Source organism: Gemmatimonadaceae bacterium (assembly GCA_036003045.1).
GTDB lineage: Bacteria > Gemmatimonadota > Gemmatimonadetes > Gemmatimonadales > Gemmatimonadaceae > JAQBQB01.
Genome location: DASYSS010000094.1, coordinates 1 through 24,476 on the forward strand (window position 1 = coordinate 1; position 24,476 = coordinate 24,476).

Genomic DNA, 24,476 nt, shown 5'->3' on the forward strand with positions numbered 1-24,476 from the left:
CGTTGGTGTACAGCGAGAATGGGCTCGCCGTGGTCCAGTTCATGGCGACCTTGACCTCGGGCTGCGATGAGGTGGCGCCGAATCCGCTGGCGCCGGTCGGAAGGGTCGTCGCCGCCAACAGCGCGATGTTCGGCGCCCACGAGTGAACGCTGTCCGGCGCAGACCGGAGATTCAGCTTCGCCCCGAGCTTGAAGTCTTCCACACCTCCGGTCCTCGGCGCGCCGGACGCCGAGCGAAAGCCATATGAGTTTCCAAATAGGCGCGCCTCGGTCCGCGCGCCGAGACCAAGGCGCAGCAGCGTCTCGCCGGCTGAGAAGTATTCGGTTCGCGAGCCGGACGGGCCGACGCGATCGTCCGTCGCACCGGCCTCGAGCTGCACCGCGCCGCCCGCCAGGGCGACCGGAGTGTCCGTATATCCAGGCCGATCGGCGACGACGGGACCGGGCACGCCGAGGTGGGCGCACGCACCGAGTACACCGGTCATCGCGAGCCGAATGACGACCCGCGTTCTGGCGCGCGTCCTCACGCGCGTTCCGGCGCGCGTTCTATAGATAGGCGTGTTCCCCATGCAGCGACTCGTCGAGCCCCAGTTCCTCGTCGGCCGCGCTGACCGTGACGGGGGTGATGGCGTGGATCACTGCCAGCATCCCGTACGTGAAGACGAACGCGTACGCCGCCGCCGCGATCACGGCCAGCGACTCCTTGACGAAGAACGCCGTGTTGCCGTGCACCAACCCGTCCGATCCGGACGGGTTCATGGCTTTGTCGGCGAAGATCGCCAGGGCGAAGACGCCCAGCATTCCCCCGACGCCGTGAACGCCCCACACGTCGAGCGCGTCGTCCCATTGCATCTTGTTCTTGAGCGAGATCGCGTAATAGCACACGACGCTCGCGGCGATGCCGATCAGAATCGCCGTCGACGTCGTGACATAGCCCGCCGCCGGCGTCACGGCCGCCAATCCCGCGATCGATCCGGTGAGGAGTCCCACGAACTTCGGTTTTCGCTCGTAGAACCACGCCAGCACCAACCACGTGATCGCGGCGAACGAGGCGGCGACGTCGGTGTTCAGAAACGCCAGCGCGGTAACCGAGTCGACTTTGAGCTCGCTGCCCGCGTTGAACCCGTACCAGCCGAACCACAGCAAACCCGTGCCGAGTGCCACGAGCGGAATGCTGTGCAGTCCCGCGTCGGGCACGCGCCGCCGGCCGACGTAGAACACCGCGGCGAGAGCCGCGAACCCCGCCGTGGCGTGGACGACGATTCCTCCCGCGAAGTCGAGGATGCCGCGCGCCTGAAGGAGTCCACCACCCCAGACCATGTGGGCCACGGGGAAGTACACCAGCATCAACCAGGCGACGAGGAACAGGAGATACGCCTTGAACGTCACACGGTTGGCGAACGCACCCGTGATGAGCGCGGGCGTGATCTGCGCGAACATCATTTGATACGCCACGAACACGATCAACGGAATCGTCGGCGATCCCGGGAACGGCGTGAACGGGTCGACGCCGCGAAGGAACGCCATGTCGAAGTTGCCGATGATACCGGCGATGTCCGGATTCGTTGCGCTCTGGTAGCTGCCGCTGAACGCCATCGAGTAGCCGCACACCACCCACAGCACGGTCGTCACGCCCATCGAGACGAAGCTCTGGAGCATGATCGTGAGGACGTTCTTGCGTCCGACGAGGCCGCCGTAGAAAAAGGCGAGGCCCGGCGTCATGAGCATGACCAGGCTCGTCGAGACCAGCATGAACGCTATGTTGCCGGTATCCCAGTGCATCGGTGTCCTCCGAGAAGTGACGCGAATATGGGACGGCTGACGGCGTCTGTCACGGCGGACCCGCGTGCCGCACCTTCTCGACCAGCGCGACGAACCGCGGATTGCCTCTCAACTCGCGAAAATAGGCCTGCACTGGGAGCGTGTACATCCAGTGCGCGCGCTCCTCGTACCCCCGGTCGAGCGCCGCGATCGCGTCGTCGCGCTCCCCGAACATCGCGTGCACCATCGCGCGATAGACCGGCGGCAAACCGGCCGCGAACGCGCGCGCCTTCATCGCGCGCGCCTCCTTGATCTGGCCGACTCCGTGGAGCGCGATGGCCAGCGGCATCGCGAACATCGCGTAGTCGGGCGCCGACCCGTGCGCCACCCGCGCTTCGCGCACCGCACCCTCGCGGTCGCCCACCCACACCAGCTCCATCGCGAGGAACGTGTACACGCGGACGAACGACGGATCCATCTCCGCCACGCGACGAAACTCGGCGAGCGCCTCGGGATGGTGCGCGCCGAAGTCGTGCACGATCCCCAGGTTCATGTGCGGAAGCACCGACACCGGGTTCAGCTCCACCGCGCGCCGCCCCCTCCCAATCCCACTCGTAGTTGTACTTCGCCGCGAGAGCAGGATGTTCTCCGGCTTCACGTCGCGGTGCACGACCCCTTCGCCGTGCGCATAAGCCAGCGCGTCGGCCACCTGACGGACGATCTCGACCGCATCGGCGACCGGAACGCGCCCGTCGCGTGCGAGTCTCGCGCGAAGTGACTCCCCGTCGATGTACGGCATGACGAAGTACAGCGAGCCCGCCGCGGCGCCGGAGTCGTGCAGCGGCAACACGAACGGGTGGCGCAGCCGCGCGAGGAGCTTGATCTCCCGATCGAATCGCTCGGCCCCCAGCGCCATTCCATGCTCGTCGCGCAGCACCTTGATCGCGACGGGCCGGTCGTGCCGGGTGTCGTGCGCCAGGTAGACGGTGGCCATCCCGCCGGCATCGAGCTCGTGCTGGATCGCGTATCGATCGGCGAGCGCGTCGCGGAGCGCGGTCGGAAAGGTTGTCGTCATGTCCGGGGTGGGAGCGGCTCGGCGGGACAGGGCCGTGAGCAAACTTCGCCCATGTGCACATATTTCGTCCAGATCACCACGCTCCCGCACCCCTCGTTCCCCGCCGCCGTGCTCCACCGCGCCGGAATCGGCTCGCCCGGCATATACACCTCGATCCCCTTCACTTCACCAGGCTTGAGAGATTCCTCAATCTGGTCGAGCGTGTTCTCCGCGTGCCCGCGCACGAACCCGTCCACGTAGTACGTCGGGACACAGAGCTTGTTCGCCTGGAGGCCGATCCCGCGCATCTTCACGCAGTCGAGCGTCCGTCCGCCGTTCCCCATCACGCGCCTCGGCCGAGCGCCGCGCGTCATCGTCGTGCCGCACTGCGGCGTCATCCCGCCCGCCTTGTCGAGAAAATCCACCAGGTTCGACGCCGGCCGCGCCGCGAGCTCCTCGAAGTTGAAGCAGCGCACGGTCGACACGGTGCAGCGCGCGGCGAAACCGTTCCACAACGCCGAGTCGAGCGCGATGTTGTACTTGGCCGTCGTCACCACCGCCGGCAGCTCGTTCGACGCACCCAGCGGGAGCGGCTCGAGCAGCTCGGTGAGATCCATGAGCGAGTCGGCTTTGATGCGGATGTGCAGTGGCCGATAGCCGACCTTTTTGATCTCGAGCATCACGAACGGTCCGACCGCCGTGATGTAGGTGAGGGCGACGATCCCGTCGACCGACGTGAGAGCCTGAGCGCCGAGCGTGTCGCGCACGATCGCTCCATGGACCGGATCGCCGGAGCGCGCGTCGTACACGCCGAGCAACGCCGGGCGCTGCGCCGATGCGACGCACGGGAGGCTGGCCGCGAAAACCGCGGCGCCGACGATCGACCGCCAAGAACGCATGTGGGGCGCTCTAGCGCCGGAGGAGAACGGACAGGGAGAGATTCGAACTCTCGATACCGGGTTCACCGGTATGCCGGTTTTCGAGACCGGTGCCTTCAGCCACTCGGCCACCTGTCCGGAGCAGCCGAGAAAGTTAGGGCGTAGATCATGGTGCGTCAACGACTTGGCGGCGCTGCTCGAAGAAACGCGTGAGCAGCGCGCCGCATTCGTCCGCGCGCACGCCCGCGAGCACTTCAGGCCGATGGTTGAGCTTCGGATGCCGCAGCAGATCGCCGACCGACCCGGCCATGCCCGCCTTCGGATCCCACGCGCCGAACACCACGCGGTCGACGCGCGCGAGCACGATCGCGCCGGCGCACATCGCGCACGGCTCCAGCGTCACGTACAACGTGCATCCGGCGAGCCGCCAATCGTCGAGCGACTCCGCCGCGTCGCGAATCACGAGCAGCTCGGCGTGCGCCGTCGGATCGCGATCGCGCGCCGTGCGGTTTCCGGCGGACGCGACGACCCTGCCCTCGCGCACGAGCACCGCGCCGACCGGAACGTCGCCCGACTCACCGGCGCGACGGGCCTGGTCGAGCGCGAGATCCATGAACGACGCGTCGGCGGATGTCGGGATCATCGCGGCGGGAGCTTCAGACGGTCGAGCAGATTGCGGAATCGCGGATCGGCCCTCGCGTCGGCGAACGGCGATCCGAACACCGCGCGCCGGAGACTAACGTCGTCGACCGACCGATCGAGCCAGGCGAAAGCGCTGTCGTACTCGTGCAGCGCGAAATAGATGTCGGCTATGTCCCATGCCCGACCGCGACCTTCGTTCCATCTCGCCTCGAGAACTCTGAGAATCGCACGGGCTTCCGCACCGTGCCCCGATTCGGCCAGAATGCGCGCGATGCGGCTCGAGTCGTTTCCAGCTTCGACCATTGCATCGGGCCACATCTTGCGCTCTTCGTAAATGCTTCCCACGGTTTGGCTGACGCGACGGACCTTGGGACGGAGAGACCGCAACGGCTGAAGGACGACGAGCGCCTCGTCTTCGCGGCCGAGCAACGCGAGCGTGTCGCCGTAATGCGCGACGGCATCGACGGAGCGAGGGTTGAGCGCCACTGAGCGGCGGGCCTCGGCGATCGCTTCGTCTGAACGGCCCAGCCAGACAGCGACGCTGGCGAGATAGTCGTGGGCCTCGGGATTGTTCGGCTCGATGGCCACAGCGCGGCGAGCCGCCGCCTCGGCCGTCGAAAACTCTAGACGATTGACGCTCGCCCACGCGAGCGCGTCGTAGCCATCGGCGATCGTCGAGTCGAGCGCGATTGCGCGGCGCGCAGCGACGGCGCCGCTGTCGCACGCCACGAGGCGAACGGGACGCACGGCTCTGCCCATGCAGACGGCGTTGTACGCCCGGGCCAGGGCCGCGAAAGCCGGCGGAAAGAGCGAGTCGGCCTTCACCGCTCGCCCGAGAATGTCGACCGCGGCTCTCGTTCCGCTGTCGGTGCGAAAGAGCCGTTGATCCGTGCCGCGCAGATAGAGCTCGAAGGCGTCCGGTTTGGGACGATGCTCGCGTGTGGCCACGACCGCAAAGGCCGCGATCGACACGGCGGCCACGGATCCGATGCCCACCGCCCAACGTCGCAGTGCGCGTCGAGAGCGGGCCGTCGCGAACGCCGCCGAGAACGCGTGCTCGAAGCTCGACGACGAGGGAAATCGCGCGGTGGCGTCGCGGGCGAGCGCGCGCCGCAGCGCGTCATGCGCGGCGTGCGGCACATCCGTCCGCGACTCGCCGAGCATTTCCTGCACGACGGACGCGAGCGAGTAGACGTCGCTGGGCGCGTCGACCGGTCCACGCCCGTTGGCCTGCTCGGGACTCATGTACTCGGGTGTTCCGGCCGACGCGCCGACGGCCAACGGCGGCCGAGCGACGCCGAAGTGACGCCGAAGTGACGCGCTCTAGCGGTTGTATCCGCTCGCCCCCAGGAAAGCCCTCGCGTCGCTGAACAGCAGGATCTCGCGCACGGCGGCCTTCTTGTCGGCGGCCTTGTCGTAATAGGCTTTCGAGATCTTGTATCCCATCCAGTAGCCAAGGTCGGCCGGAATGCCGGGCGGCGTGCGGTCGCCCTGGTAGAGCCAGTCGCCCGTCTTCGCGCTGTCCATCTGCGTCTGGAACTTCGCCCACAGCTCGGCTTCGTGCGCGTCGCCGTACGCGTACGCCGGGTTGATGATGCGCTTGCCGGAGACGAGCTCGGAGAGAAAATCGGCGCTCCCTTCGTTGAGCGCCGCACTCAGTAACGTCTGCGGACCACTGCGCTTTCCCTGAAGCGTGTGGATCATCTCGTGGGAGACGATGTGCGGTAGGTCCGCGACCGAACCAGTGACGGCCCGATGCCACGCGTCGAGCTCGTCGAGCGGCGTCGATGGGTCGCGCGCATTCATCTCGGTGCCGATCAGCAGCGAGTTGCGCCCCGTCGTGCCGCCCGAGCTCATCCGGCCGACCAGGAAATACACGTCGGCGTATCTGGCCTCCGGATACAGAGCAGACATCCGACGGAACGCCGCATGAATCGAATCCTTGATCGCGCGGGCCGTGTCCACGGCGAGCATGTTGCGACGAATCGCGTCGTAGTAGCGCCGGCGACCGAGATACGTGAACGCCAGATTCCGCGCGGCGTCGTTGAGGACCGCGGGCATCACCACCGTGTCGAACCCGGCGCGCTCCGGCGTGCCGAGCGACGCGGCCATCGCGCCCATCGAACGTTCCCGTGTCCAGCCCTTCGCTTCGAGTACCTTGCCGACCGCGTCCTGGTTGATGAGGCGATTGGTGATCCAGTCGAAGAGGCCCGGCGACGGATTCTTGAGATAGTCGTCGCGGAGCGCGGTGATGAGCGCGGTCGTGTCCTTGCCGGCCGCGTGGTCGATCGCCCGCCAGAAGTTGGAGATGTCGCGCGTGACGAGCCGGGCGGAATCGGGGTTCGCCGCCTGCCCGGCCGCGGGAGACGAGACCGCGAACGACAGAGCGGCGACGAGCGTCAGCGGCTTGTACATGCGAATATGGTGTCACGGGTTACTTCAACACGTCAAGTCGCCTCTTCGCCACCGTCAACCAGAGAGTTTGTAAACCTCGTCGTCGAAGTCGACGGAGTCCGTGTACGTCACCTTCATCGTCCCCGACACAGCGTCCCCGGTCGCGAACAGATTTCCACGAATCCTGTCAGAGAATGTGAGAGCGGCGTGGCCGCTGAGTTGACCGGTGAGCGTGTAGGTGCACGGCTCGACGCTCCCGAATCCGTCCCACCAGCGGTCGCACGTGCCGTCGTCGTATAGGTAGAAATGACCGCCGGTGATCGTGGCGCCCGATCCCGTCACCGGCAGCGATTGTCCGCCCATCGTCTGGAGCTCGAACTTCGCGATCAAATGTCGCGGTAGACCGGTCGCTGTGAAGGTCACCGAAGGGAGACCCGGCGCGCTCGCAACGACCGTATTCGTGCCTGCGGCCTCACCGAGCTGCCAGGATCCGGAACTGGCGATTCCGGCGGCGTCGCTGACGGCCAAGCTGGTGCGGACCGTTCCCCCGCCAGCCGTGACCGTGAACGTTACGCGCACGCCCGCGATCGGAGAGAACCCGGACGAATCGGCGACCCAGACAGTCGGCGCGCTGGCCACTGCGGCACCGGGGTCCCCGGACGCGGTGAGGTCGCTGGATGCGATCAGCCTTGCGGCGACCGGCGGCTTCGAAGGCGGTCCATTGGTGTCGGCTACCGAACAGCCAGCCGTGAACACGGCGCACGCGCCGCCCAACGTCGCCAGGATCACTCGCACGGCTGTCATGTCCAACCTCCTCGGTCAGTCGCGAAGAGCCGCGGGGGCTCGCTTACATAAGACGAGATCTATATCGCCAGACCGACAAACCCGTGCATTAGGCTCCGACCGTTTCCTTCGCTGGTTCGCTCGAGAACTCCAAGGCTCCTTTGCCATCCGGCCTGACGACGATTGAGTCCCCGTCCAAGAACTTGCCCTCGAGCACCGCCATGGCGAGCGGATTCTGGATGAGCCGCTGGATCGACCGCTTGAGGGGTCGCGCGCCGAACGCGGGGTCGTACCCTTCCTCGGCCAACACGCGCTTCGCCTCGGGCGTGACCTCGAGCGACATCTTCCGCTCGGCCAGCAGCTTCTCGAGCCGCTTGAGCTGGAGGTCGACGATCCGCTCGATCTGCTCGGTGCCGAGCGGGTGGAAGATGATGATGTCGTCGACGCGGTTGAGGAACTCGGGCTTGAACGCCTGCCGCAGCGACGCCATCACCTGCGTCTCGACCAACGCCCAATCGCCTCTCGCGTGCTCGAGGATGAACGTCGAGCCGACGTTCGACGTCATGATGATGACGGTGTTGCGGAAATCGACCGTGCGCCCCTGGGAGTCCGTGAGGCGCCCGTCGTCGAGGATTTGTAGAAGAATGTTGAAGACGTCCGGGTGGGCCTTCTCGATCTCGTCGAAGAGAACGACCGCGTAGGGACGCCGTCGGATCGCCTCGGTGAGCTGTCCGCCTTCTTCGTAGCCGACGTATCCGGGCGGCGCGCCGATGAGCCGGGCCACGGCGTGCTTCTCCATGTACTCGGACATGTCGATGCGCACCATCGCGTGCTCGTCGTCGAACAGAAAATCGGCGAGCGCGCGGGCGGTTTCCGTTTTGCCGACACCGGTCGGCCCCAAGAAAATGAACGAGCCAATGGGACGGTTCGGGTCCTGCAGCCCGGCGCGCGAGCGGCGCACGGCGTTGGCCACGGCGTGCACTGCCTCTTCCTGGCCGATGACGCGGCGCGCCAACTCCTCATCGAGCTTCGTCAGACGCTCACGCTCGCTCTCGAGCATGCGGGTGACGGGAATGCCGGTCCACCGCGCCACGACCTCGGCGATGTCGTCGGCGCCGACTTCCTCCTTCAGAAACTGCGGGCGTCCATCCTGGGACGCGAGCTTGCGCTCGGTGTCCTTCATCCGCGACTCGAGCTGTGGAATGCGACCGTACGTGATCTCGGCGGCCTTCGCGAGATCTCCGCGACGAGTCGCCTGCTCCGCCTCGATGCGCGCCTGGTCGATTTCCTGTTTGATCTTGCCGACGCCGCCGAGCATCTCCTTTTCCTGCTGCCACTGCGCCTTCATCGCGGACGACTTTTCGCGCAGCTCGGCGAGCTCGCGCTCGAGCTCCTCGCGGCGCTCGATGGCGGCGCGATCCTTTTCCTTTTGAAGCGCGGTTCGCTCGATCTCGAGCCGCATGATCCGCCGCTCGACCTCGTCGATCTCCTGCGGCATCGAGTCGATCTCGATTCGCAGTCGCGACGCGGCTTCGTCGACCAGATCTATGGCCTTATCCGGGAGAAACCGGTCGCCGATATAGCGGTGCGAGAGCGTCGCCGCCGCTATGATGGCGTCGTCCGTTATGCGCACTCCATGGTGTGCCTCGTAGCGCTCCTTGAGGCCGCGCAGAATGGCGATCGTGTTCTCGACCGTCGGCTCGCCGACGTACACGGGTTGGAAGCGGCGCTCGAGCGCCGGATCCTTCTCCACGTGCTTGCGATACTCGTCGAGCGTCGTCGCGCCGACGACGCGCAGCTCACCGCGCGCGAGCATCGGCTTGAGCATGTTGCCCGCGTCCATCGAGCCCTCGGCCTTTCCGGCGCCGACGATCGTGTGCAGCTCGTCGATGAAAACGATGAACAACCCCTCGGCGTCGATGATCTCTTTGAGCACCGCCTTGAGGCGCTCCTCGAACTCGCCGCGGAACTTCGCGCCGGCGATGAGCGCGCCCAGGTCGAGCGAGATGAGCCGCTTGTTCTTGAGGCTCTCGGGCACGTCGCCGTTCACGATGCGCTGCGCGAGCCCTTCGACGATCGCCGTCTTGCCGACGCCCGGCTCACCGATGAGCACCGGATTGTTCTTCGTGCGGCGCGAGAGCACCTGCACGACGCGCCGGATCTCTTCGTCGCGGCCGATGACCGGGTCGAGCTTGCCCTTGCGCGCGGCCTCGGTGAGATCGCGCGTGTAGCGCTGCAGCGCCTGGTACTGATTCTCGGGCGTTTGGTCGGTGACGCGGTGCGTTCCGCGCACCTGCTCGAGAGACTCGAGCAGCGCGTCGTACGTCGCGCCGGATGCGTTGAGCAGCGCTTTGCTTTCGGCGCCCTTCGTGTCCGACAGCGCGAGCAGCAGGTGCTCGGTGGACACGTACTCGTCGCCAAGCTTCTTGGCTTCGGCCTCGGCGCGATCGAAGACCTTGTTGAGCTCGCGCGAAGCGGTCGGCTGCGCATCGCTCTGCTTGGGATATCGCTCGATTTCGCGAGCGACCTGCTCGCGTAACTGCGCGACGCTGGCGCCGAGCTTCTGGAGGACGGGGACGACGATGCTTTCATCCTGCTCGAGGAGCGCGGCGAGCAGGTGGAGGTCGAAGACGACCGGATTGCCGTTCTTGCGAGCGATGCCGACGGCGTCGTTGAGCGCTTCGCCGGCTTTGACGGTAAGACGATCGGGGTTGATCATGCGCGCCTGAAGGGCAACGGGAATGCCCCCGCGACCCGCCAAAGCGGCGGATCCGGAGGCATTTCAAGGTAGGCGCTCTTCCTATCCCCTGCCGAATTCGCGCTCGGCCGGCCTCGGCTGGCAGGCTCCTCCGGCCGGTGGCCTACGGTTACCGCGACAAAAAATGGGAAAACGATTGCCGCAGATTTGAAAAGCGATGACGCGGATGAAAAGATTGGTCAAACCGAGCAGTTCATCCGCGGCATCGTTGTTCAATTTTCCGGCCTCACCGAATGGCCGGCGACGGGTACCGATTACTGATCCTTCCGACACCCCGCCTGCTTCGCGGAGCTCGCGAAATCGGTGAGAGTCGGCAGTCCGGACATGATCTGAGCGGCAACGGTCGGATCTACGCTGCCTCCCCTGGAAAGTCCGATCGACGCGGTGTTGATGAGATCCTCGAGACGAGTCGCCGACGCGCAGAGCGCCTGCCGGCCGGCGCTGTTCTTCGGCGTTCCGCCCTTGGCGATCGCTTGCGCTTCGTCGGTGGCGATCTGGTAGGCCGCGGCGCCGATGTAGTACTGGCTACGCGGGGTGGAGGCGACGCTATCCACGGACTGCGCGATCTTGAGCACCGACTCCCAGTCGGCGCGGGCAGACGTCGTCCGTGCCTGTGTGAGCGCCGGTGTGAGGACGACGAGCAGCGATCTTCCCACGGTGTCCTTCGCCACGCCGGCCGCGAGAGCGCGCCGAGCTGTCGCGACGGCGCTGTCGGAACCGTTTCCGGTCGCTTGAGCCGCAATCGCGAGCTGCCACGCCGCGGCGTTCGCGGGCTCGATTGCCAGCACTCGATCGAGGAAACCGAGCGCATCGCGCGGCGAACTACGATCGACCGCGTCTCGCGCCAGGATGAGAAGGAAGTCCACGTTCTTCGGATGTCGTGCCGAGGCTTGGCTCGCGAGCCGGCGGAACGACGTGGTGTCGCGCGTTTCGACGGCGCTGCGGATTTGGCGTCTGAAAAAGTCCTCGGTCGCGGCAGCGCTGTCGGCGGCGACGATCGCGTCGCCGGTCTTGATCGCGTCGGCGTACTTCGAGAGCCGAAGCTCCAAGAGCCACTTCCTCTTCAACAGCTCCGCGTTGGCCGGAGCGAGCACGAGGGCGGTGTCGGCCGCCGAGAGTGCCGATTCGGGCTGTCCGGCGCGAACGAGCTGCTCGACGAGACTGACCGTGACGGTGACGTTGGTCGAGTCGACGTGGTGGAGCATTCGCGTGGCGTCGAGCTCGCGCGCCGAGTCTCCTTTCGCGGCGTACGCGTCGACGAGATTCGCCCACGCCGCAGCATTTGAGGAGTCGGCGGCCGCGATCGCGGACGCGACGGGGATGATCGAATCCGGCGACGCGTGCGTCGCGGTGAGAATCGAGAGGGCGCAGAGATTGAGCGCCGTCGACGTCGGGCGGAGCTTGAGCCCTTGCTGCGCGGCGAGCATCGCCTGCTTGTAGTCGCCGACGACGGCGAAGCGCCGGCAGTCGTGGTTGAAGGAGAGCGCTCGAAGCGCTTCGGACACGGCGCGATCCACTTTCTTCGCGACGTCGCCGATGTCCGATCCCACGATCGCGACGAGCGGCTCGGCGACGATCTGCGGCCCGGTTTGCGTGAGCAAACGGAATGACGTTTTGACTCCCTCCGGCGTGCGCTCGACCGTGCCATCGAACGCGTAGTCACCGCGAACCTGGTGGGTGAGGGCGATCAGGTCCGTCTTGCCCAAGGCCGAGTCAGGATTGAAGCCGGCGTCTTTGAGCGCGGCGTCGACCTTCTCGCCCGGCACGACGTAGAGGTCAGTCCCCGTGTGCTCGGATTGAATTCGGCGACGGATCGCATCTCGCGCCGCCACGCCGATCGAGGGATCGGAACTGGCGAGCGCGCTGACGACCAGTTGGGGCGTTTCGGGCTTGGGGCCGCCCCCTCGTTGCGCCGGGACTGGGCGTTGAGCCGCGAGCGCATGGGCCGGAAGAAACGCGATCAGCCCGCAGAGAGGGAAAAATGAACGGCGCTTCGACGGGATCATGGAGCCTCCTGTTGGCCGGTCCGGGGTGCGTTTCTATAGTGCGTTCATTCCATTCAGAGTCAATAGAAATTTTGATGAAGCGTGCATGATGGGTCGCTAATACGGGGCTGCGATTGGCGGACCGGCTACGATTGGTGGTCAGGAAAAATTCAACGCAGATCCCGCAGACTTTGAAAAGCGATCCCACAGACAAAAGCCGAGGCGTGTTACAACCGCCGGTCGCCGTTCATCTGCGGGATCGCAGTTCCAGGTCTGTGTCGTCTGCGTTGAATTTTTCCCGAACGGCCTGGTAGCCCGTCGTCGAGGAGACAGGGCCGCAAAACGAACGCGCCGAGGAGCGAATGCCCCCTCGGCGCGTTTTCGTTTTCTGCGGACTACTTGCGGAAGTAAATACGAGTGGTGTTAGCCAGCTTCCCGTCGACGATGAGCTGAACGACGTAGGTCCCGGATGCAGCCTGGCGGCTGTGGTCCTGGACATAGCCGTCCCAGAACGACACGTAATCCCCACACTCCAACCGGAGGTTAGAGATCGGAGACCCGTTCATCGAGCTGGAAGCGCCCGACGTCGAATTCGCGGCCGGTCCGAAGAGAACCGGAATCACCACTGGCTGCGCCAGGATGTTCAGGATCCGCACGGTGACCGCGTGTGTTTCGCCCGAGACACACGAACCACTACCAATACTGAAGTTCGTGCGAACGATCGGGTTGAAGGGATTCGGCCAACTCCTGCCGAATTTCCCTGCACTGGGCTTTTGGGGCGACTGCGTTTGCTGCCCCGCCGCTTGCTTTGGCATCATCGCCGAAACTGCAAGCACCAGCACCAGTGCTGGCCAGCGGTGGAACATGTTTTCTCCGCGCTAACGAAACAGGACCGTTACACGAGCTCCTGAAGGGGTTGAACTACTGTGGACTACTGGTCGTGATTGGATATTTACGTCCAGAACAGCTACCTGTCAAGCAACCAAACATGGCGGACGTCTATGTGGCACAGAGCTTTACACGTCTCGCCACACACGCCCGCTAGGCCCTCGAACCGTGAGGCCGGCGCGATCGCAGTACTCCAAAATCGGAATCAAGAACTTCCTCGACAGCCCAACCCGGTCACGAAGTGTGGCCGGCGTCACATCATTTTGGTGCTCCATGACCGCTCGAATCCGGTCAAGAACCGACGAGAGGTGATTCTTCCTATAGTACCGCAGTTGCTCGACTTGCACGATGTCGCCACGTCGCTCGAGGAAATTCAGCACCGGCGTGAGCGGGTGACCGATCTCGGACTCCAATTCCGTCGTGCTCGGCGGCTCCGCCCCCGCGCGATCCAAATGCTCGAGGATGCGCTCGGCGATTGACGCATCGCTCGCGCCAAGCTTGACGGACCACCCTGGTCTGGCCGCGATCCCGTTCTCCACCCGCAGCCGACCGGCGGCGACCAGCGCGTCGATCGTCGCCGTCGCCAGCGCCGGCGGCACCTTGAGCCGGCTCCTCAGGAGCTGAATCGAGATCCCCGGCTCGAGCGGACGGTCGGCATGAAACGCGTCGACGATGGCGACGATGGCGCCTTCGTGAGTTCGTCGCGCGTCGCGCGCGATGACCAAATCGCCGACGACGACGGCGTCGTCACCGAGCTCGGCTATGAGATTTTTTACATCGCTCGGAGAGCAACCAAGTCGAACCGGAAGCGACGCCCCGCCGACGCCGTGGGCACCCGCCTCCTCGAGCAACCGGAGGAAGCGCTCGGCGCGATCGATGCCGATGGGCCAGGGTCGCCCGCGCTTCGGCGCGTTCGAATCGGCGATGACGCCGCCGCCGATCGTGTTGAGCGGCGCACTCTCGCGGAGCACGAAACGATCGCCGGCGCGAAGAACGACCGGGGCGTCGAACGCGAGCCGCGCGGAGAACGTCGTGCCGGGCTTCGCTTCGCGAGACACGATGCGCGCGCCGACTTCGGTGGTGCCCACGTGGAACCGCACCCAACTCCGCGATCGCGGGGCGGCGCCATCGCTCGGCAGAAGCGTGACGTCGGCGCGGGCAAACATCGTCGGCTTCCAGTCGAGATCCGTGACCAGCGTCGAGCCGCGCGGCACTTGAGACGTCTCGACGCTCGTGAGCGCGATGGCGGTTCGGCCACCCGGCTCGGCGGAAGCGCGCTGGCTTCCGTGGCCCTGCACACCGCGCACACGCGCGGAGATCGCAGACGGAAGAATGCGCACGACGTCGTCACGACTGACGGTGCCCGACCAGACGGTTCCGGTAACGACCGTTCCGGTTCCCTTGATGGTGAACGCCCGATCTATAGGCATCCGGAACAGGTCATCCGGGTTGGGGGAGCGGATCGACGACGCGAGCGACGCGAGCGCGGTGCGCAGCTCGTCGATGCCCTTCCCCGTTCGCACGGACGTCGCGACGATCCGGGCCGATGGAAGCGCGCGCACCGCGGCCTGACGCACGTCCTCCTCGACGAGCGCGAGCCAGTCGTCCTCCACGAGGTCGGCTTTCGTCAACGCGATCACGCCGGTGTGTACGCCGAGCAATTCGAGAATCGCCAGGTGCTCGCGCGTCTGCGGCATCACGCCTTCATCCGCCGCGACGACTAGCAGCGCGAGGTCGATGCCCGTAGCGCCGGCGACCATCGTGCGCACAAAAGCCTCGTGGCCGGGCACGTCGACGACCCCCGCGACACCGACGCCGTCGAGCGTGAGCGGCGCGAAGCCAAGCTCGATGGTTATTCCGCGCTTTTTCTCCTCGGGCAGGCGATCGGTGTCCACGCCGGTCAGCGCCTGAACGAGCGCGGTCTTGCCGTGGTCGATGTGCCCGGCCGTACCGATGATCACTTACGCCAACTCCCCGCCCCACGCGTCGAGTGCGCGCAGCGGCTTGTCGTCGGCGAGATGCTCGCGCAGGAACTCGCGGAGGAGACGTTGATGCGCGCGCGCCTCGAGGGCGTCGGTGATGTCGTACGAACCGCCCGAGAGCCAGACGCGCAACGCCCCCCGCGCCGAGGCGGGAAGCGTGCGGCCCGTGCGAGCGAGCGTACGGCAGCGCGCGCACACGACGCCGCCGGCTGGATGGCTGAACAACGCCGGCTCGTCGGCCGCGACCGCCGCGTGGCATTCCGCGCAGTCGTCGATCGTCGGGGCGACGCCGAGTGCGGCGAGAACGCGCCACGCCGCGGCGAGCGTCGCGTCGCGCGCGCTCTGCCCGGGCGCGGCGGCGATCTCGTCGAGGGCGAGCGCGACGGCGTCGAACAAGTCGACGTCGGCGGCGCCTTCGTGCGCGCAGCGCAGCGCCATCTCGGCGATCGCCGCCGCGCCGTTGAAGCGGTCCAAGTGCGCGGCGAGCTGGGGACGTGCGTGGCCGAGGTCGAACCCGCCGAGTGTGTCGAGGTCGCGTCCCGGCTTGGTGTGCAGCTCGGCCGAACCCTGCGCGTACAGATCGAGCGCGGCGCCACCACCGAAGCGGCGCTGCGACCGCCGCGCGCCGCGCGCGAGCACGGAGCGCACGCCGGCGTCTCGCGTCAACAAGCGCAGAATGCGCGAGGACTCGAGATAGTCGAACGAGTGAAGGACGATGGCTTCGGTCAGCAGTGGGGGCATCTTCGCGGGTGGACAGGTGGACCGGTGGACCGGTGGACCGGTGAAAAAACGGAATGCCGACCAAGTAGTTCCCGTCCACCCGTCCACCCGTCCACCCTAAAAACCTAGCCCCCGTTCCGAGTCGAATTCGCTCGTAGAGGGACGAGCGCCGGCGCGCCGACGAGGGGGTCGTGCGTGACGGCGAGGGGCCACCTGTACACCGGCTCGAGCACGTCGGGGCGCATCACGTCGGCCGGCGATCCTTCGGCAACGACCGATCCGCGCTGCAGCAGAACCATGCGGTCGGCGAATCGCGCGACGAGGTTCAGTTGATGGCTCACGAGCAGCACGGCCTGGCCCGCCACCGCGAGCCGGTGCAGCAACTCGAACACGGCCATCTCGTGCGCGACGTCGAGAAACGCCGTCGGCTCGTCGAGGACGAGCGCGGTGCCGCCCTGAGCGAGCGCGCGGGCCAAGCGAACACGCTGCCACTCCCCGCCGGAGAGCGCGTCGATCCGCCGAGTCGTGAGAGCCTCGACTCCTGCTTCACGCATCGAGTCGGAGATCGCGCGCTCGTCGTCCGAGCTCGCGGCGTGCCAAATCCCGAGATGCGGGAATCGTCCGAGGGCAACGTAGTCGGCGACGGTCACGGGGAACGCGAGATCCTCGCGCTGACTCACCACGGCGATTCGCCGCGCGATGACAGGACGCGAGAGCGAGGCGAGCGATTCGCCGCTCACGCTAATCGCGCCGCGTGTGATCGCGACTCGGCCGACGAGCGCGCGCACTAGCGTGCTCTTGCCGCTGCCGTTGGGGCCTACGACCGCGGTCATCGCGCCCGCCGGCGCCTCGAGCGTGACTCCGGCGAGCGCGTCGATCTCCGAGCGCGCGTAGCGAACGGCGACGTCGTCGAAGCGAATCACGTGAGCCGCCGGAGCTTGAGCAGAAAGAACGGGACGCCCACCAGCGCGGTCACGGCGCCGAGCGGGAGCTCGGCGGGCGGCCGGAGGATGCGCCCGAGAAGATCGGCGACGACGACGAGCGTCGCGCCGTTCAGCGCGCTGCCGATGAGAAGCGCGCGGTGGCGTCGCAAACCGGCGGCGCGCGAGATGTGCGGCACGACGAGTCCGACGAATCCGACCAACCCGGCCGCCGCCACCGTCGCGGCTGTGACGAGCGACGCGAGAAACAGTACGCGACGAATGGACGCGTCGACGTCGAGCCCGAGGCCCGCGGCGGCTTCTTCGCCGAGACTGAGGACGTCGATCTCGCGGCCGAGGAGCACGAGCGCGGCGCCCCCGACGCCGACGTAGATCAGGAGCACGATGATCTGCGGCCACGTCGCTTCGGCCGCGGAGCCCATCATCCACCAGAGCGCGTTGCGCACGATGTTCGGTTCGGCATTCGCCAGCACGACCATGATCGCGGCGTTGGCGAACGCGCCGACGACGACGCCGGCCATGAGGAGGATGCGTGGATCGCCGCGCGCACCGGCCGCGCGCGCGACCATGAATGCCGCGACGACGGCGACGATCGCGCCGACGAAAGCCGCCAGCGGAACGAACGCCGACGCCAATCCGACGCTCACCGCGATCACCGCGCCGACAGCCGCGCCCCCCGACACGCCAAGCAGATACGGCTCGGCGAGTGGGTTGCGCATCACGCCTTGAAGCGCGGCGCCCGACATTCCCAGACCCGCGCCGACGAGCGCCGCGAGTATGACGCGCGGCAGCCGGAGTCCGCGCACGATGAACGCGCTGTCGCCGATGCCGCGCACGCCGTCCCAGAGCTGCGCGGGTGAGAGGCGAATGGTGCCGACGGCGAGACCGAGAAGACCTGCGAGGATCAGCGCTGCGACGAGGACCGCCCAGCGAGAGGCACGCATCCGTTAGCGCACCGCGCCCGGATGCAGCAAGTCGGCGAGCGAGCGCGCCGCGGCTCCCAGCGTGACGGACGGGCGTCCAACCAGCAGAGTGTCATAAATCAGCACATGCTTCTGCCGCACCGCCGACAGCGCCCGCCACTTCGGGTCGGTGCCGATGTTCGGCGCGGCGGCTGGGCTGGTCAGCACGTAGTCGGGGTTTCGTTTGGCCACGTCTTCGATGGTCACGACGGCGGATGGGGTCGCGATGTCTTCATATATGTTCCGCCCGCCGGCCGCGTCGAGCAACTGGCTGAGGAAGCTGCCGCCGCCGATGGCGATGAGCGGGCGATCCCAGGTCGGGATGAAGACCGTAGGATGCGGAAGGTTCGCGGTCGCCGCGCGCACGCGGTCGAGCGTCGCGGCCACGGAATCGACGAGCGCGTACGCGGCCGCCGAGTCTCCCGTCAGCCGTCCGAGGAGGCGCGTGTCGCGCTCGAACTGCGCGATGCTGTCGATCTTGAGCGCGAGCGGAATGACGCCCGCCTGCTGAAATCGTTCAGCGGCCGGACGATTGTCGTTGCTCGCGTAGAGAATGACGAGGTCCGGGTGAACGGCCAATACCGCTTCGACGTTCGGGCGCAGCGGCATGCCGACGTCGGTGACGGCGGCTGCCTCCTTCGGAAAGACGTCGTACGTCGACCGTCCAACGACGCGGGATCCCGCGCCGATGGCGAAGAGAATCTCGGTGGTCGTCGGGTTGAGGGAGACGATGCGTTTGGGGCGATTCTCGTGGCCGACGGTGATGACGTTGCCGAAGTCGTCTCGCCCGCCGCTCGCGCCGGACGTGGCGGGCTTGGCTCCGCCGCAGGCGAAGAGAGCGATGGAGAGCGCGCCGGTGAGCGCGTACAGCCGGCGATCCAAACGGTGCATGTCGTGTCGTGCGGTATCGGTGAGTGCTACTGGCTCTGTCGCTCGGAGACCAGCGCGTCGGCCAACCGTCGCTTGAGCTCTTCGCGGCGCGACTGATACGTCTCGCGGTCGGCGCCGTCGCGCGACGCGCCGTGCTCGAACGAATCGTCCAACTCCGCGATCCGCCGCGCGAGAGTGCTCGACGGTGCCTCGGCGACCGCAAGCGCCGGCCGAGGAATGCGGAAAGAGCGGCGCGTCGCAAAGAGGAGCGCGACGAGCATGGCGGCCGCGATCGCGGCGCCCACGCCGAGCTCCACACGCTCCGGCTTGAGACCGCCCGCGCTCGGCACGTCGATGCTGACGACGGTGCTCGCGTCGAGATCCTGCGCGAGAAAGCGACGGAACGTTCGTCCGTCGGCGTTCACGGGAGCGACTTCACGCAGGCGCGGAGCCGCGACTCGCGCGCGTGCGTCCTCGACCATGATCTCGAGCAAGCCGGTCGGGCGCTCGAGCGGAATCGAGAGCGGGAAGGATTTCGTCGGGAGATCGTAGGAGAACGCGACCTGGCGAAAGCCTGGGCTCAGCGGCGCGTAGAGTCCGGCGACTCCGCCGTGAAACGTCATCGCGCTTGCGGCGATCGTTCCGCCCGCGTTCGTGCGGGGTCCCCGGGCGTCCGCGGGAATGTGCGTGCTCCACAGCGGCGTGCTCGAGTCGCGTGCGACGAGCGTGACCGTGGTGTCGTTCTCCAGATCGTAGACTTCGCCGACGGGACGCGTACCGCCGGGCCCGGCGGCGGCGACGATGATGTGGCGGCCGCCGACCGCGATCGGCACCGGGCCCGACGTCGTGTCGAACACCGTCAGGCGCGCGTCGTCGCCCGTCGCATTCAGCGTGCGCAGCGGCGACGTGAAGTACGCGACGCCGCCGTAAGACGTCGACGTGAAGTAGAGCGCCGACGTGTCGCCCGACGCGCGATACTGCATCGCGTAGGTGCCTTTCGCCGTCGTCCGCACCGAGTCGAGCGGGCCGGCGTGATCGGGTCCGACGCGATGCAGCACGACCCACTGGTTCGGAATTGGGATCTGGCCCGAGCGCGTTCCTCGAACGACAACGCCCTCGACTCGACGCACCGGTTCGCCGGGTCCGCCGCCGACTCCACTTCCGCCCTGCATCGTGGTTTTGGAAGGGCCGATCACGGATTGAACTTGCCGAAATCCTCGGGGCGGAGCTGCTCGAGATACTCCTTGAGCTGTTCGGCGCTCAGCTCGGTCGAGTCGCGCGCTCCAGTGTCGGGAGGCACGCTGAACTCGCTCGCCTCCTCCTCCTCTTCACCGGACACGAGAAGCGTATCCGCCGCGTAAATCGGCGCGTCGAGGCGCAGCGCGATGGCGATCGCGTCCGACGGCCGGGAATCCACGCGCAGCGACTTGCCGTCGCGGTCGAGGTGAAGCTCACCGTAGTACGTGTTGCTCTCGACTCTGGTGATCTGCACGCGGCGGAGCTCGGAGCCCGTCGCGAGAATGATCGACTTGCAGAGGTCGTGAGTGAGCGGCCGGCTTCGCTTCATGTTGTGCATCTGCATGACGATCGACTCGGCCTCGACCTGCCCGATCCAGATGGGCAGCATGCGTGCCCCGCCCTTTTCCTGAAGGACGACCACGTACGACTGGTTGCTCGGATCGACGCCGAGTTTCGAGACCACCACTTCGATCATCATGCTCGCAAGATACTCGATGGTCAGCGAACGGCGCGCGCCAACTCCTTGGCTCGGTCGGTCCGCTCCCACGTGAACAGCGTGCGGGCCGTTCGCCCGCGGCCGATGCGTTCCGGCGTGCGCCCGAAGTGGCCGTAGGCCGAGGTTGCGCTGTAGATCGGCTTCCGGAGATCTAAGTCGCTCACGATGCCGCGCGGTGTGAGGTCGAACACATCGTGAACGGCCCGCATGATCGCGCTCTCGGGCGCCGCGGCGGTCCCGAACGTATCCACGGCGACGGAGACCGGTTTGGCGACGCCGATCGCGTAGGCGAGCTGAACCTCACAGCGCTTCGCCAATTTCGCGGCGACGATGTTCTTGGCCACCCAACGCGCGGCGTAGCACGCCGAGCGATCGACTTTCGACGGATCCTTGCCGCTGAACGCGCCCCCGCCGTGCCGCCCCATTCCGCCGTACGAATCGACGATGATCTTGCGTCCCGTGAGTCCGGCATCGCCCTGCGGACCACCGATCACGAAGCGTCCGGTCGGGTTGATGTGGTAGGTGATCTTGCGATCGCGCAGCTGGGCGGGAATCGCCGGCTCGATCACCTGCTCGATGATCGTGTCGCGGACCTCGCGCGCCGAAACGTCCGGTGCGTGCTGCGTCGAGACGACGACCGTCTCGACGGCAACGGGGAGATTGTCCTCGTAGGCGACGGTGACCTGCGACTTGCCGTCGGGCCGCAGCCAGGCAATGTGTCCGGATTTCCGACGCTCGGCGAGAGCGCGCGTGAGCCGGTGCGCGAGGATGATCGGCATCGGCATCAGCTCTTCGGTCTCGTCGCTCGCGTAGCCGAACATCATCCCCTGGTCGCCGGCTCCGCCGGTGTCGACACCGCGCGCGATGTCGGGCGACTGCCGGTCGATCGTGCTCAGCACGGCGCACGTGTGCGAGTCGAAGCCGAACGACGCGTCGGTGTACCCGATGCGCTCGATCGTCGCGCGCACGATGTCGGGCACGTGCACGTAGGTCGACGTCGTGATCTCGCCGGCGACGCACGCGAGGCCGGTCGTGACCAGCGTCTCGCAGGCGACGCGCGCGTCGGGATCGTCGGTCAGGATCGCGTCGAGAACCGCGTCGGAGATCGCGTCGGCGATCTTGTCGGGGTGTCCTTCGGTGACCGACTCGGAGGTGAACAGCCGTCGATCGGGCATGACTGACCTCAGTCGGCCGCGGCGTCGTGACCGATCACTTCGGCCAGACGCTCGCGTAGAATCGCTTCGGACTCGGTCGCCGTCGCGGCGTCGGCGGCGGCGTTCGCGGCCTCCTGCGCGGCGGCGACCGAGATGCTGCGCACGATTCGTTTGACCAGCGGCACCGACCGCGGCGCGACGCTCAGCTGGCGCACGCCGAGCCCGATGAGCGCGAACGCCATGAGCGGCTGCGACGCCATCTCGCCGCAGACGGCGCTGTCGAGCAGATGTTGGTCGGCGGTGAAGATGGTGCGACGAATGAGACGCAAGACCGCCGGATGCAACGGCGTGAAGCGCATCGCGAGGTTCGCGTTGCCTCGGTCGACGGCCAGCGTGTACTGCACCAGGTCGTTCGTACCGATGCTGAAGAAGGCGACGTCGTCGACGAACGTGTTGCATGCGACGGCCGCGGCGGGTGTTTCGATCATCACGCCGAGCGGGACGTCGCGGCGGAACTTCGCCCCACGTGCCTCGAGCTCGGCCGCCGCCTCGTCGAGGAGCTTCCTCGCTTGGCGCACTTCGTCGACCGTCACGACGAGCGGCAACATGATTCGCACGTCGCCGTGAACGGCGGCGCGAAGGAGCGCGCGCAGCTGCACGCTGAACAACTCGGGCTGGTCGAGGCACATGCGGATCGCGCGCCAGCCGAGGAACGGATTCGGCTCGCTCGGGAATCCGCCGACCGGCAGCTTGTCGCCGCCGATGTCGAACGTCCGGATGACGACGGGTTTGCCGCCGAACGCCTCGACGACGCGCTTGTACGCCTTGTACTGCTCGTCTTCGTCGGGCATCGTCGCGCGGCCGACGACGAGGAACTCCGTGCGCATGAGTCCCACGCCTTCCGCGCCGCTCGTCGCGCCGATGTCCGCTTCCTCGGGCAAGTCGACGTTCGCGCGCAGCGTGATGCGAACGCCGTCGGTCGTCACCGCGTCGAGCGTGGCGAGGTGACGGAGATCCGCTTCCTCGAGGGCTTCCTGCCGCGCGCGCTCTTTGTACGCGTCGATCTCGAAGTGCGTCGGATTGATGGCGAGGAGCCCGGTGGATCCGTCGAGAATCGCGGTCTCGTGGCCCTGCAACTGCTGCGTCGCCGTGCGAAGACCGACGATCGCGGGAAGTCCGAGTGATCGCGCGAGGATCGCGACATGGGACGTGCGCGTGCCGGCGTCGGTCGCGATCGCGATGATCGCGTCGCGGTCGAGCTGCACGGTGAGACTCGGTGTGAGGTCGTGTGTAACCAGGATCGCCTTGGCGCCTTTCGGGAGGTCCACCGGATCGTGGTCCGGGAGGTCGAGCAATAGCGTCAGCACGCGAATCTCGACGTCCTTCAGATCGCCGATACGCTCGCGGAGCATCGGATGTCCGGCGCGCGCGAAACGCTCGCGCCACTCGAGCATCACGATCTCGAACGCTTTTTCGGCGGAGAGATTCTGGTGGATGAGCGCCTCGGAGCCGGCGATCAACTCGCGGTCGTCGAGGACCTCGCGCTGCACGTCGAAGATCGCCGCTTCCTGCGGCCCAGCCGTGCGCTCGACGCGGTCGCGAATGGTCGTCAGGCGGTCCTTGGCTCGCGCGCGCGCGTCGTGGAGGCGCGCGATCTCACGCGGAATCGCGTCGTCGGGAATGATGCGCTGCGGCACATCGGGCACCTCCCATCGCAGGAGGTGCACCGTGCCGACGGCGATTCCCGGTGACGCGGGGATTCCGGTGAGCTTCTTGTCCACTCAGCTCTCCCCAAACTTGTTGCCGACGAGCGTCGCCAGCGCGTCGAGCGCTTGCGCCGCGTCGGGACCTTCGGCACGCAGCGTGATGCTGGATCCATGTTCGGCCGCCAGCATCATCACGCCCATGATGCTCTTGCCGTTCACGTCGAGATCGTCCTTCACGATCGTGATCTCGGCTTGGAATTTCGAGGCGAGCTTCACGATCTCGGCGGCCGGCCGCGCGTGCAGGCCGTTGCGGTTGACGATCTGAACGGTGCGTTCGGGCATTAGGCGATCACCGAGACGAGGACGAAAGCAGCGAGCACGCCGAGCGAGAGCCTCCAGCCTTCGATGCGACCCTTCAGACGCACGACGACGAACGCGCCGACCGCGACAGCGATGAGGACGCCGCCAAGGAGATTTCGCCCGGGGCCGATGATCCGGCCGAGCGACAACGGAATCGCCACACCCGTGGCGAGCGCGGCTAGCCGTCCGATTTGCTCCGGTCCACGACGCAGCACCGGGTTGCCGAGCGCCGACGCCACGCGCAGCCCGTGCTTCCAGCCGGTGCGCAGTCCCCATGCGCGCAGGCCGAGGTGTCCGGCGTTGTAGACGAGCAGAAAGAATCCGACGACCACAGGCGCGCTGGCGCCCAGTCCAAAGATGGCAAGCGACGCAAGCGAGCAGAACGGAAGCCAACCCGCCCAAACCAGCCGGTCGCCGACGCTGCCGAGCGGCCCACACAAAGCTGTGCGGAAGCGCTCGATTCGTTGGGGCGGCTCGCCGTCGAGCTCAGCGCGCGCGAGCGCACCCACCGCGACTGACGCCAAATACGGATGAGCGTTGAAGTAATGACTTTCGCGCGCCAGCGCCGCCTTGAAGCGCGCCGAGTGAATCCCTTCCGGGAACAGCCGCAACGCCGGCTCGAGACAAAATCCGATGCCATTGCCGAGCAGGCTCTCGTAGTTCCATGACCCCTGAATCGCGAGCAGGCGCATGAAGATCGCGAGACGAGTCCGAAACGGGAGCTCGCCGATCGGCGTCGGAGCCTGAGGCTGGGAAGGTTGGGCGGCGGTCGTCATTTCGCGAAGAGGATTACGAGTCCGACGGCGAGTCCGCCGACGAAAAACCAGCGCGCGCCGGCCGTTGCGTGAAAGAGTTTCCACGCCGCGCCGGCCGCCACGCTCGCCACCGTCGCGACGACGAGACT

22 protein-coding genes and 1 tRNA gene are annotated in these 24,476 nt (G+C 66.9%); all 23 read right to left on the reverse strand.

The window, feature by feature from the left end; all coding sequences use genetic code 11:
* Window positions 1-568, reverse strand: a 568-nt coding sequence (locus VGQ44_20835) for a transporter (protein HEV8449284.1), incomplete at its 3' end; no start/stop codon positions are given.
* Window positions 546-1,781, reverse strand: coding sequence for an ammonium transporter (locus tag VGQ44_20840; protein ID HEV8449285.1), 1,236 nt, complete (start codon window positions 1,779-1,781; stop codon window positions 546-548). The genes VGQ44_20840 and VGQ44_20835, both read right to left, overlap by 23 nt.
* A gap of 49 nt (window positions 1,782-1,830) precedes the next feature.
* Window positions 1,831-2,835 carry a protein kinase gene (locus tag VGQ44_20845; protein ID HEV8449286.1) on the reverse strand — a complete coding sequence of 335 codons (1,005 nt, stop codon included), beginning with the start codon at window positions 2,833-2,835 and terminating at the stop codon, window positions 1,831-1,833.
* Window positions 2,832-3,713 (reverse strand): hypothetical protein, encoded by an 882-nt coding sequence (locus tag VGQ44_20850; GenBank protein HEV8449287.1) that lies wholly within the window; start codon window positions 3,711-3,713, stop codon window positions 2,832-2,834. The genes VGQ44_20845 and VGQ44_20850 overlap by 4 nt, the downstream gene beginning before the upstream one ends.
* A 27-nt stretch (window positions 3,714-3,740) precedes the next feature.
* Window positions 3,741-3,830, reverse strand: a tRNA-Ser gene (locus VGQ44_20855).
* Between the two features lie 28 nt (window positions 3,831-3,858).
* Window positions 3,859-4,335: a tRNA adenosine(34) deaminase TadA gene (gene tadA, locus VGQ44_20860; GenBank protein ID HEV8449288.1), complete on the reverse strand. Its 477-nt coding sequence runs from the start codon at window positions 4,333-4,335 to the stop codon at window positions 3,859-3,861.
* On the reverse strand, window positions 4,332-5,579 hold the full coding sequence (locus VGQ44_20865) for a hypothetical protein (GenBank protein HEV8449289.1): 1,248 nt from the start codon (window positions 5,577-5,579) through the stop codon (window positions 4,332-4,334). Before VGQ44_20865 ends, tadA begins: the two co-directional genes overlap by 4 nt.
* Window positions 5,580-5,657: 78 nt before the next feature.
* A complete protein-coding gene (locus VGQ44_20870; protein ID HEV8449290.1) occupies window positions 5,658-6,749 on the reverse strand; it encodes a DUF2268 domain-containing putative Zn-dependent protease in 1,092 nt (363 codons plus the stop codon).
* A 54-nt stretch (window positions 6,750-6,803) separates the two neighbouring features.
* On the reverse strand, window positions 6,804-7,532 hold the full coding sequence (locus tag VGQ44_20875; GenBank protein ID HEV8449291.1) for a hypothetical protein: 729 nt from the start codon (window positions 7,530-7,532) through the stop codon (window positions 6,804-6,806).
* Between the two features lie 88 nt (window positions 7,533-7,620).
* The gene (clpB, locus tag VGQ44_20880) at window positions 7,621-10,230 is read right to left on the reverse strand and encodes an ATP-dependent chaperone ClpB (GenBank protein ID HEV8449292.1); all 2,610 of its coding nucleotides are present in this window, start codon (window positions 10,228-10,230) and stop codon (window positions 7,621-7,623) included.
* A 293-nt stretch (window positions 10,231-10,523) separates the two neighbouring features.
* Complete coding sequence (locus VGQ44_20885) at window positions 10,524-12,275, reverse strand: hypothetical protein (GenBank protein HEV8449293.1); 1,752 nt, start codon at window positions 12,273-12,275, stop codon at window positions 10,524-10,526.
* A gap of 374 nt (window positions 12,276-12,649) precedes the next feature.
* Window positions 12,650-13,120 carry a hypothetical protein gene (locus tag VGQ44_20890; protein HEV8449294.1) on the reverse strand — a complete coding sequence of 157 codons (471 nt, stop codon included), beginning with the start codon at window positions 13,118-13,120 and terminating at the stop codon, window positions 12,650-12,652.
* Window positions 13,121-13,270: 150 nt separating this feature from the next.
* Complete coding sequence (gene selB, locus VGQ44_20895; protein ID HEV8449295.1) at window positions 13,271-15,103, reverse strand: selenocysteine-specific translation elongation factor; 1,833 nt, start codon at window positions 15,101-15,103, stop codon at window positions 13,271-13,273.
* Entirely contained in the window at window positions 15,104-15,865 is a 762-nt protein-coding gene (gene recO, locus VGQ44_20900) for a DNA repair protein RecO (protein ID HEV8449296.1), read from the reverse strand.
* 104 nt (window positions 15,866-15,969) lie between these two features.
* Window positions 15,970-16,767, reverse strand: a complete 798-nt coding sequence (locus tag VGQ44_20905; GenBank protein HEV8449297.1) for an ABC transporter ATP-binding protein — start codon at window positions 16,765-16,767, stop codon at window positions 15,970-15,972.
* Window positions 16,764-17,729, reverse strand: a complete 966-nt coding sequence (locus VGQ44_20910; GenBank protein HEV8449298.1) for an iron ABC transporter permease — start codon at window positions 17,727-17,729, stop codon at window positions 16,764-16,766. Before VGQ44_20910 ends, VGQ44_20905 begins: the two co-directional genes overlap by 4 nt.
* Before the next feature lie 3 nt (window positions 17,730-17,732).
* Window positions 17,733-18,638 carry a helical backbone metal receptor gene (locus VGQ44_20915; GenBank protein HEV8449299.1) on the reverse strand — a complete coding sequence of 302 codons (906 nt, stop codon included), beginning with the start codon at window positions 18,636-18,638 and terminating at the stop codon, window positions 17,733-17,735.
* Between the two features lie 26 nt (window positions 18,639-18,664).
* Complete coding sequence (locus VGQ44_20920) at window positions 18,665-19,813, reverse strand: hypothetical protein (protein HEV8449300.1); 1,149 nt, start codon at window positions 19,811-19,813, stop codon at window positions 18,665-18,667.
* Window positions 19,810-20,334, reverse strand: coding sequence for a bifunctional nuclease family protein (locus VGQ44_20925; GenBank protein ID HEV8449301.1), 525 nt, complete (start codon window positions 20,332-20,334; stop codon window positions 19,810-19,812). Before VGQ44_20925 ends, VGQ44_20920 begins: the two co-directional genes overlap by 4 nt.
* Window positions 20,335-20,354: 20 nt before the next feature.
* Window positions 20,355-21,527, reverse strand: a complete 1,173-nt coding sequence (gene metK / locus VGQ44_20930) for a methionine adenosyltransferase (protein ID HEV8449302.1) — start codon at window positions 21,525-21,527, stop codon at window positions 20,355-20,357.
* 8 nt (window positions 21,528-21,535) lie between these two features.
* On the reverse strand, window positions 21,536-23,287 hold the full coding sequence (ptsP, locus tag VGQ44_20935) for a phosphoenolpyruvate--protein phosphotransferase (protein ID HEV8449303.1): 1,752 nt from the start codon (window positions 23,285-23,287) through the stop codon (window positions 21,536-21,538).
* A complete protein-coding gene (locus tag VGQ44_20940; GenBank protein HEV8449304.1) occupies window positions 23,288-23,554 on the reverse strand; it encodes an HPr family phosphocarrier protein in 267 nt (88 codons plus the stop codon).
* Window positions 23,554-24,348, reverse strand: a complete 795-nt coding sequence (locus VGQ44_20945; GenBank protein ID HEV8449305.1) for a PTS system mannose/fructose/sorbose family transporter subunit IID — start codon at window positions 24,346-24,348, stop codon at window positions 23,554-23,556. The genes VGQ44_20940 and VGQ44_20945 overlap by 1 nt, the downstream gene beginning before the upstream one ends.
* Between the last annotated feature and the right edge of the window lie 128 nt (window positions 24,349-24,476).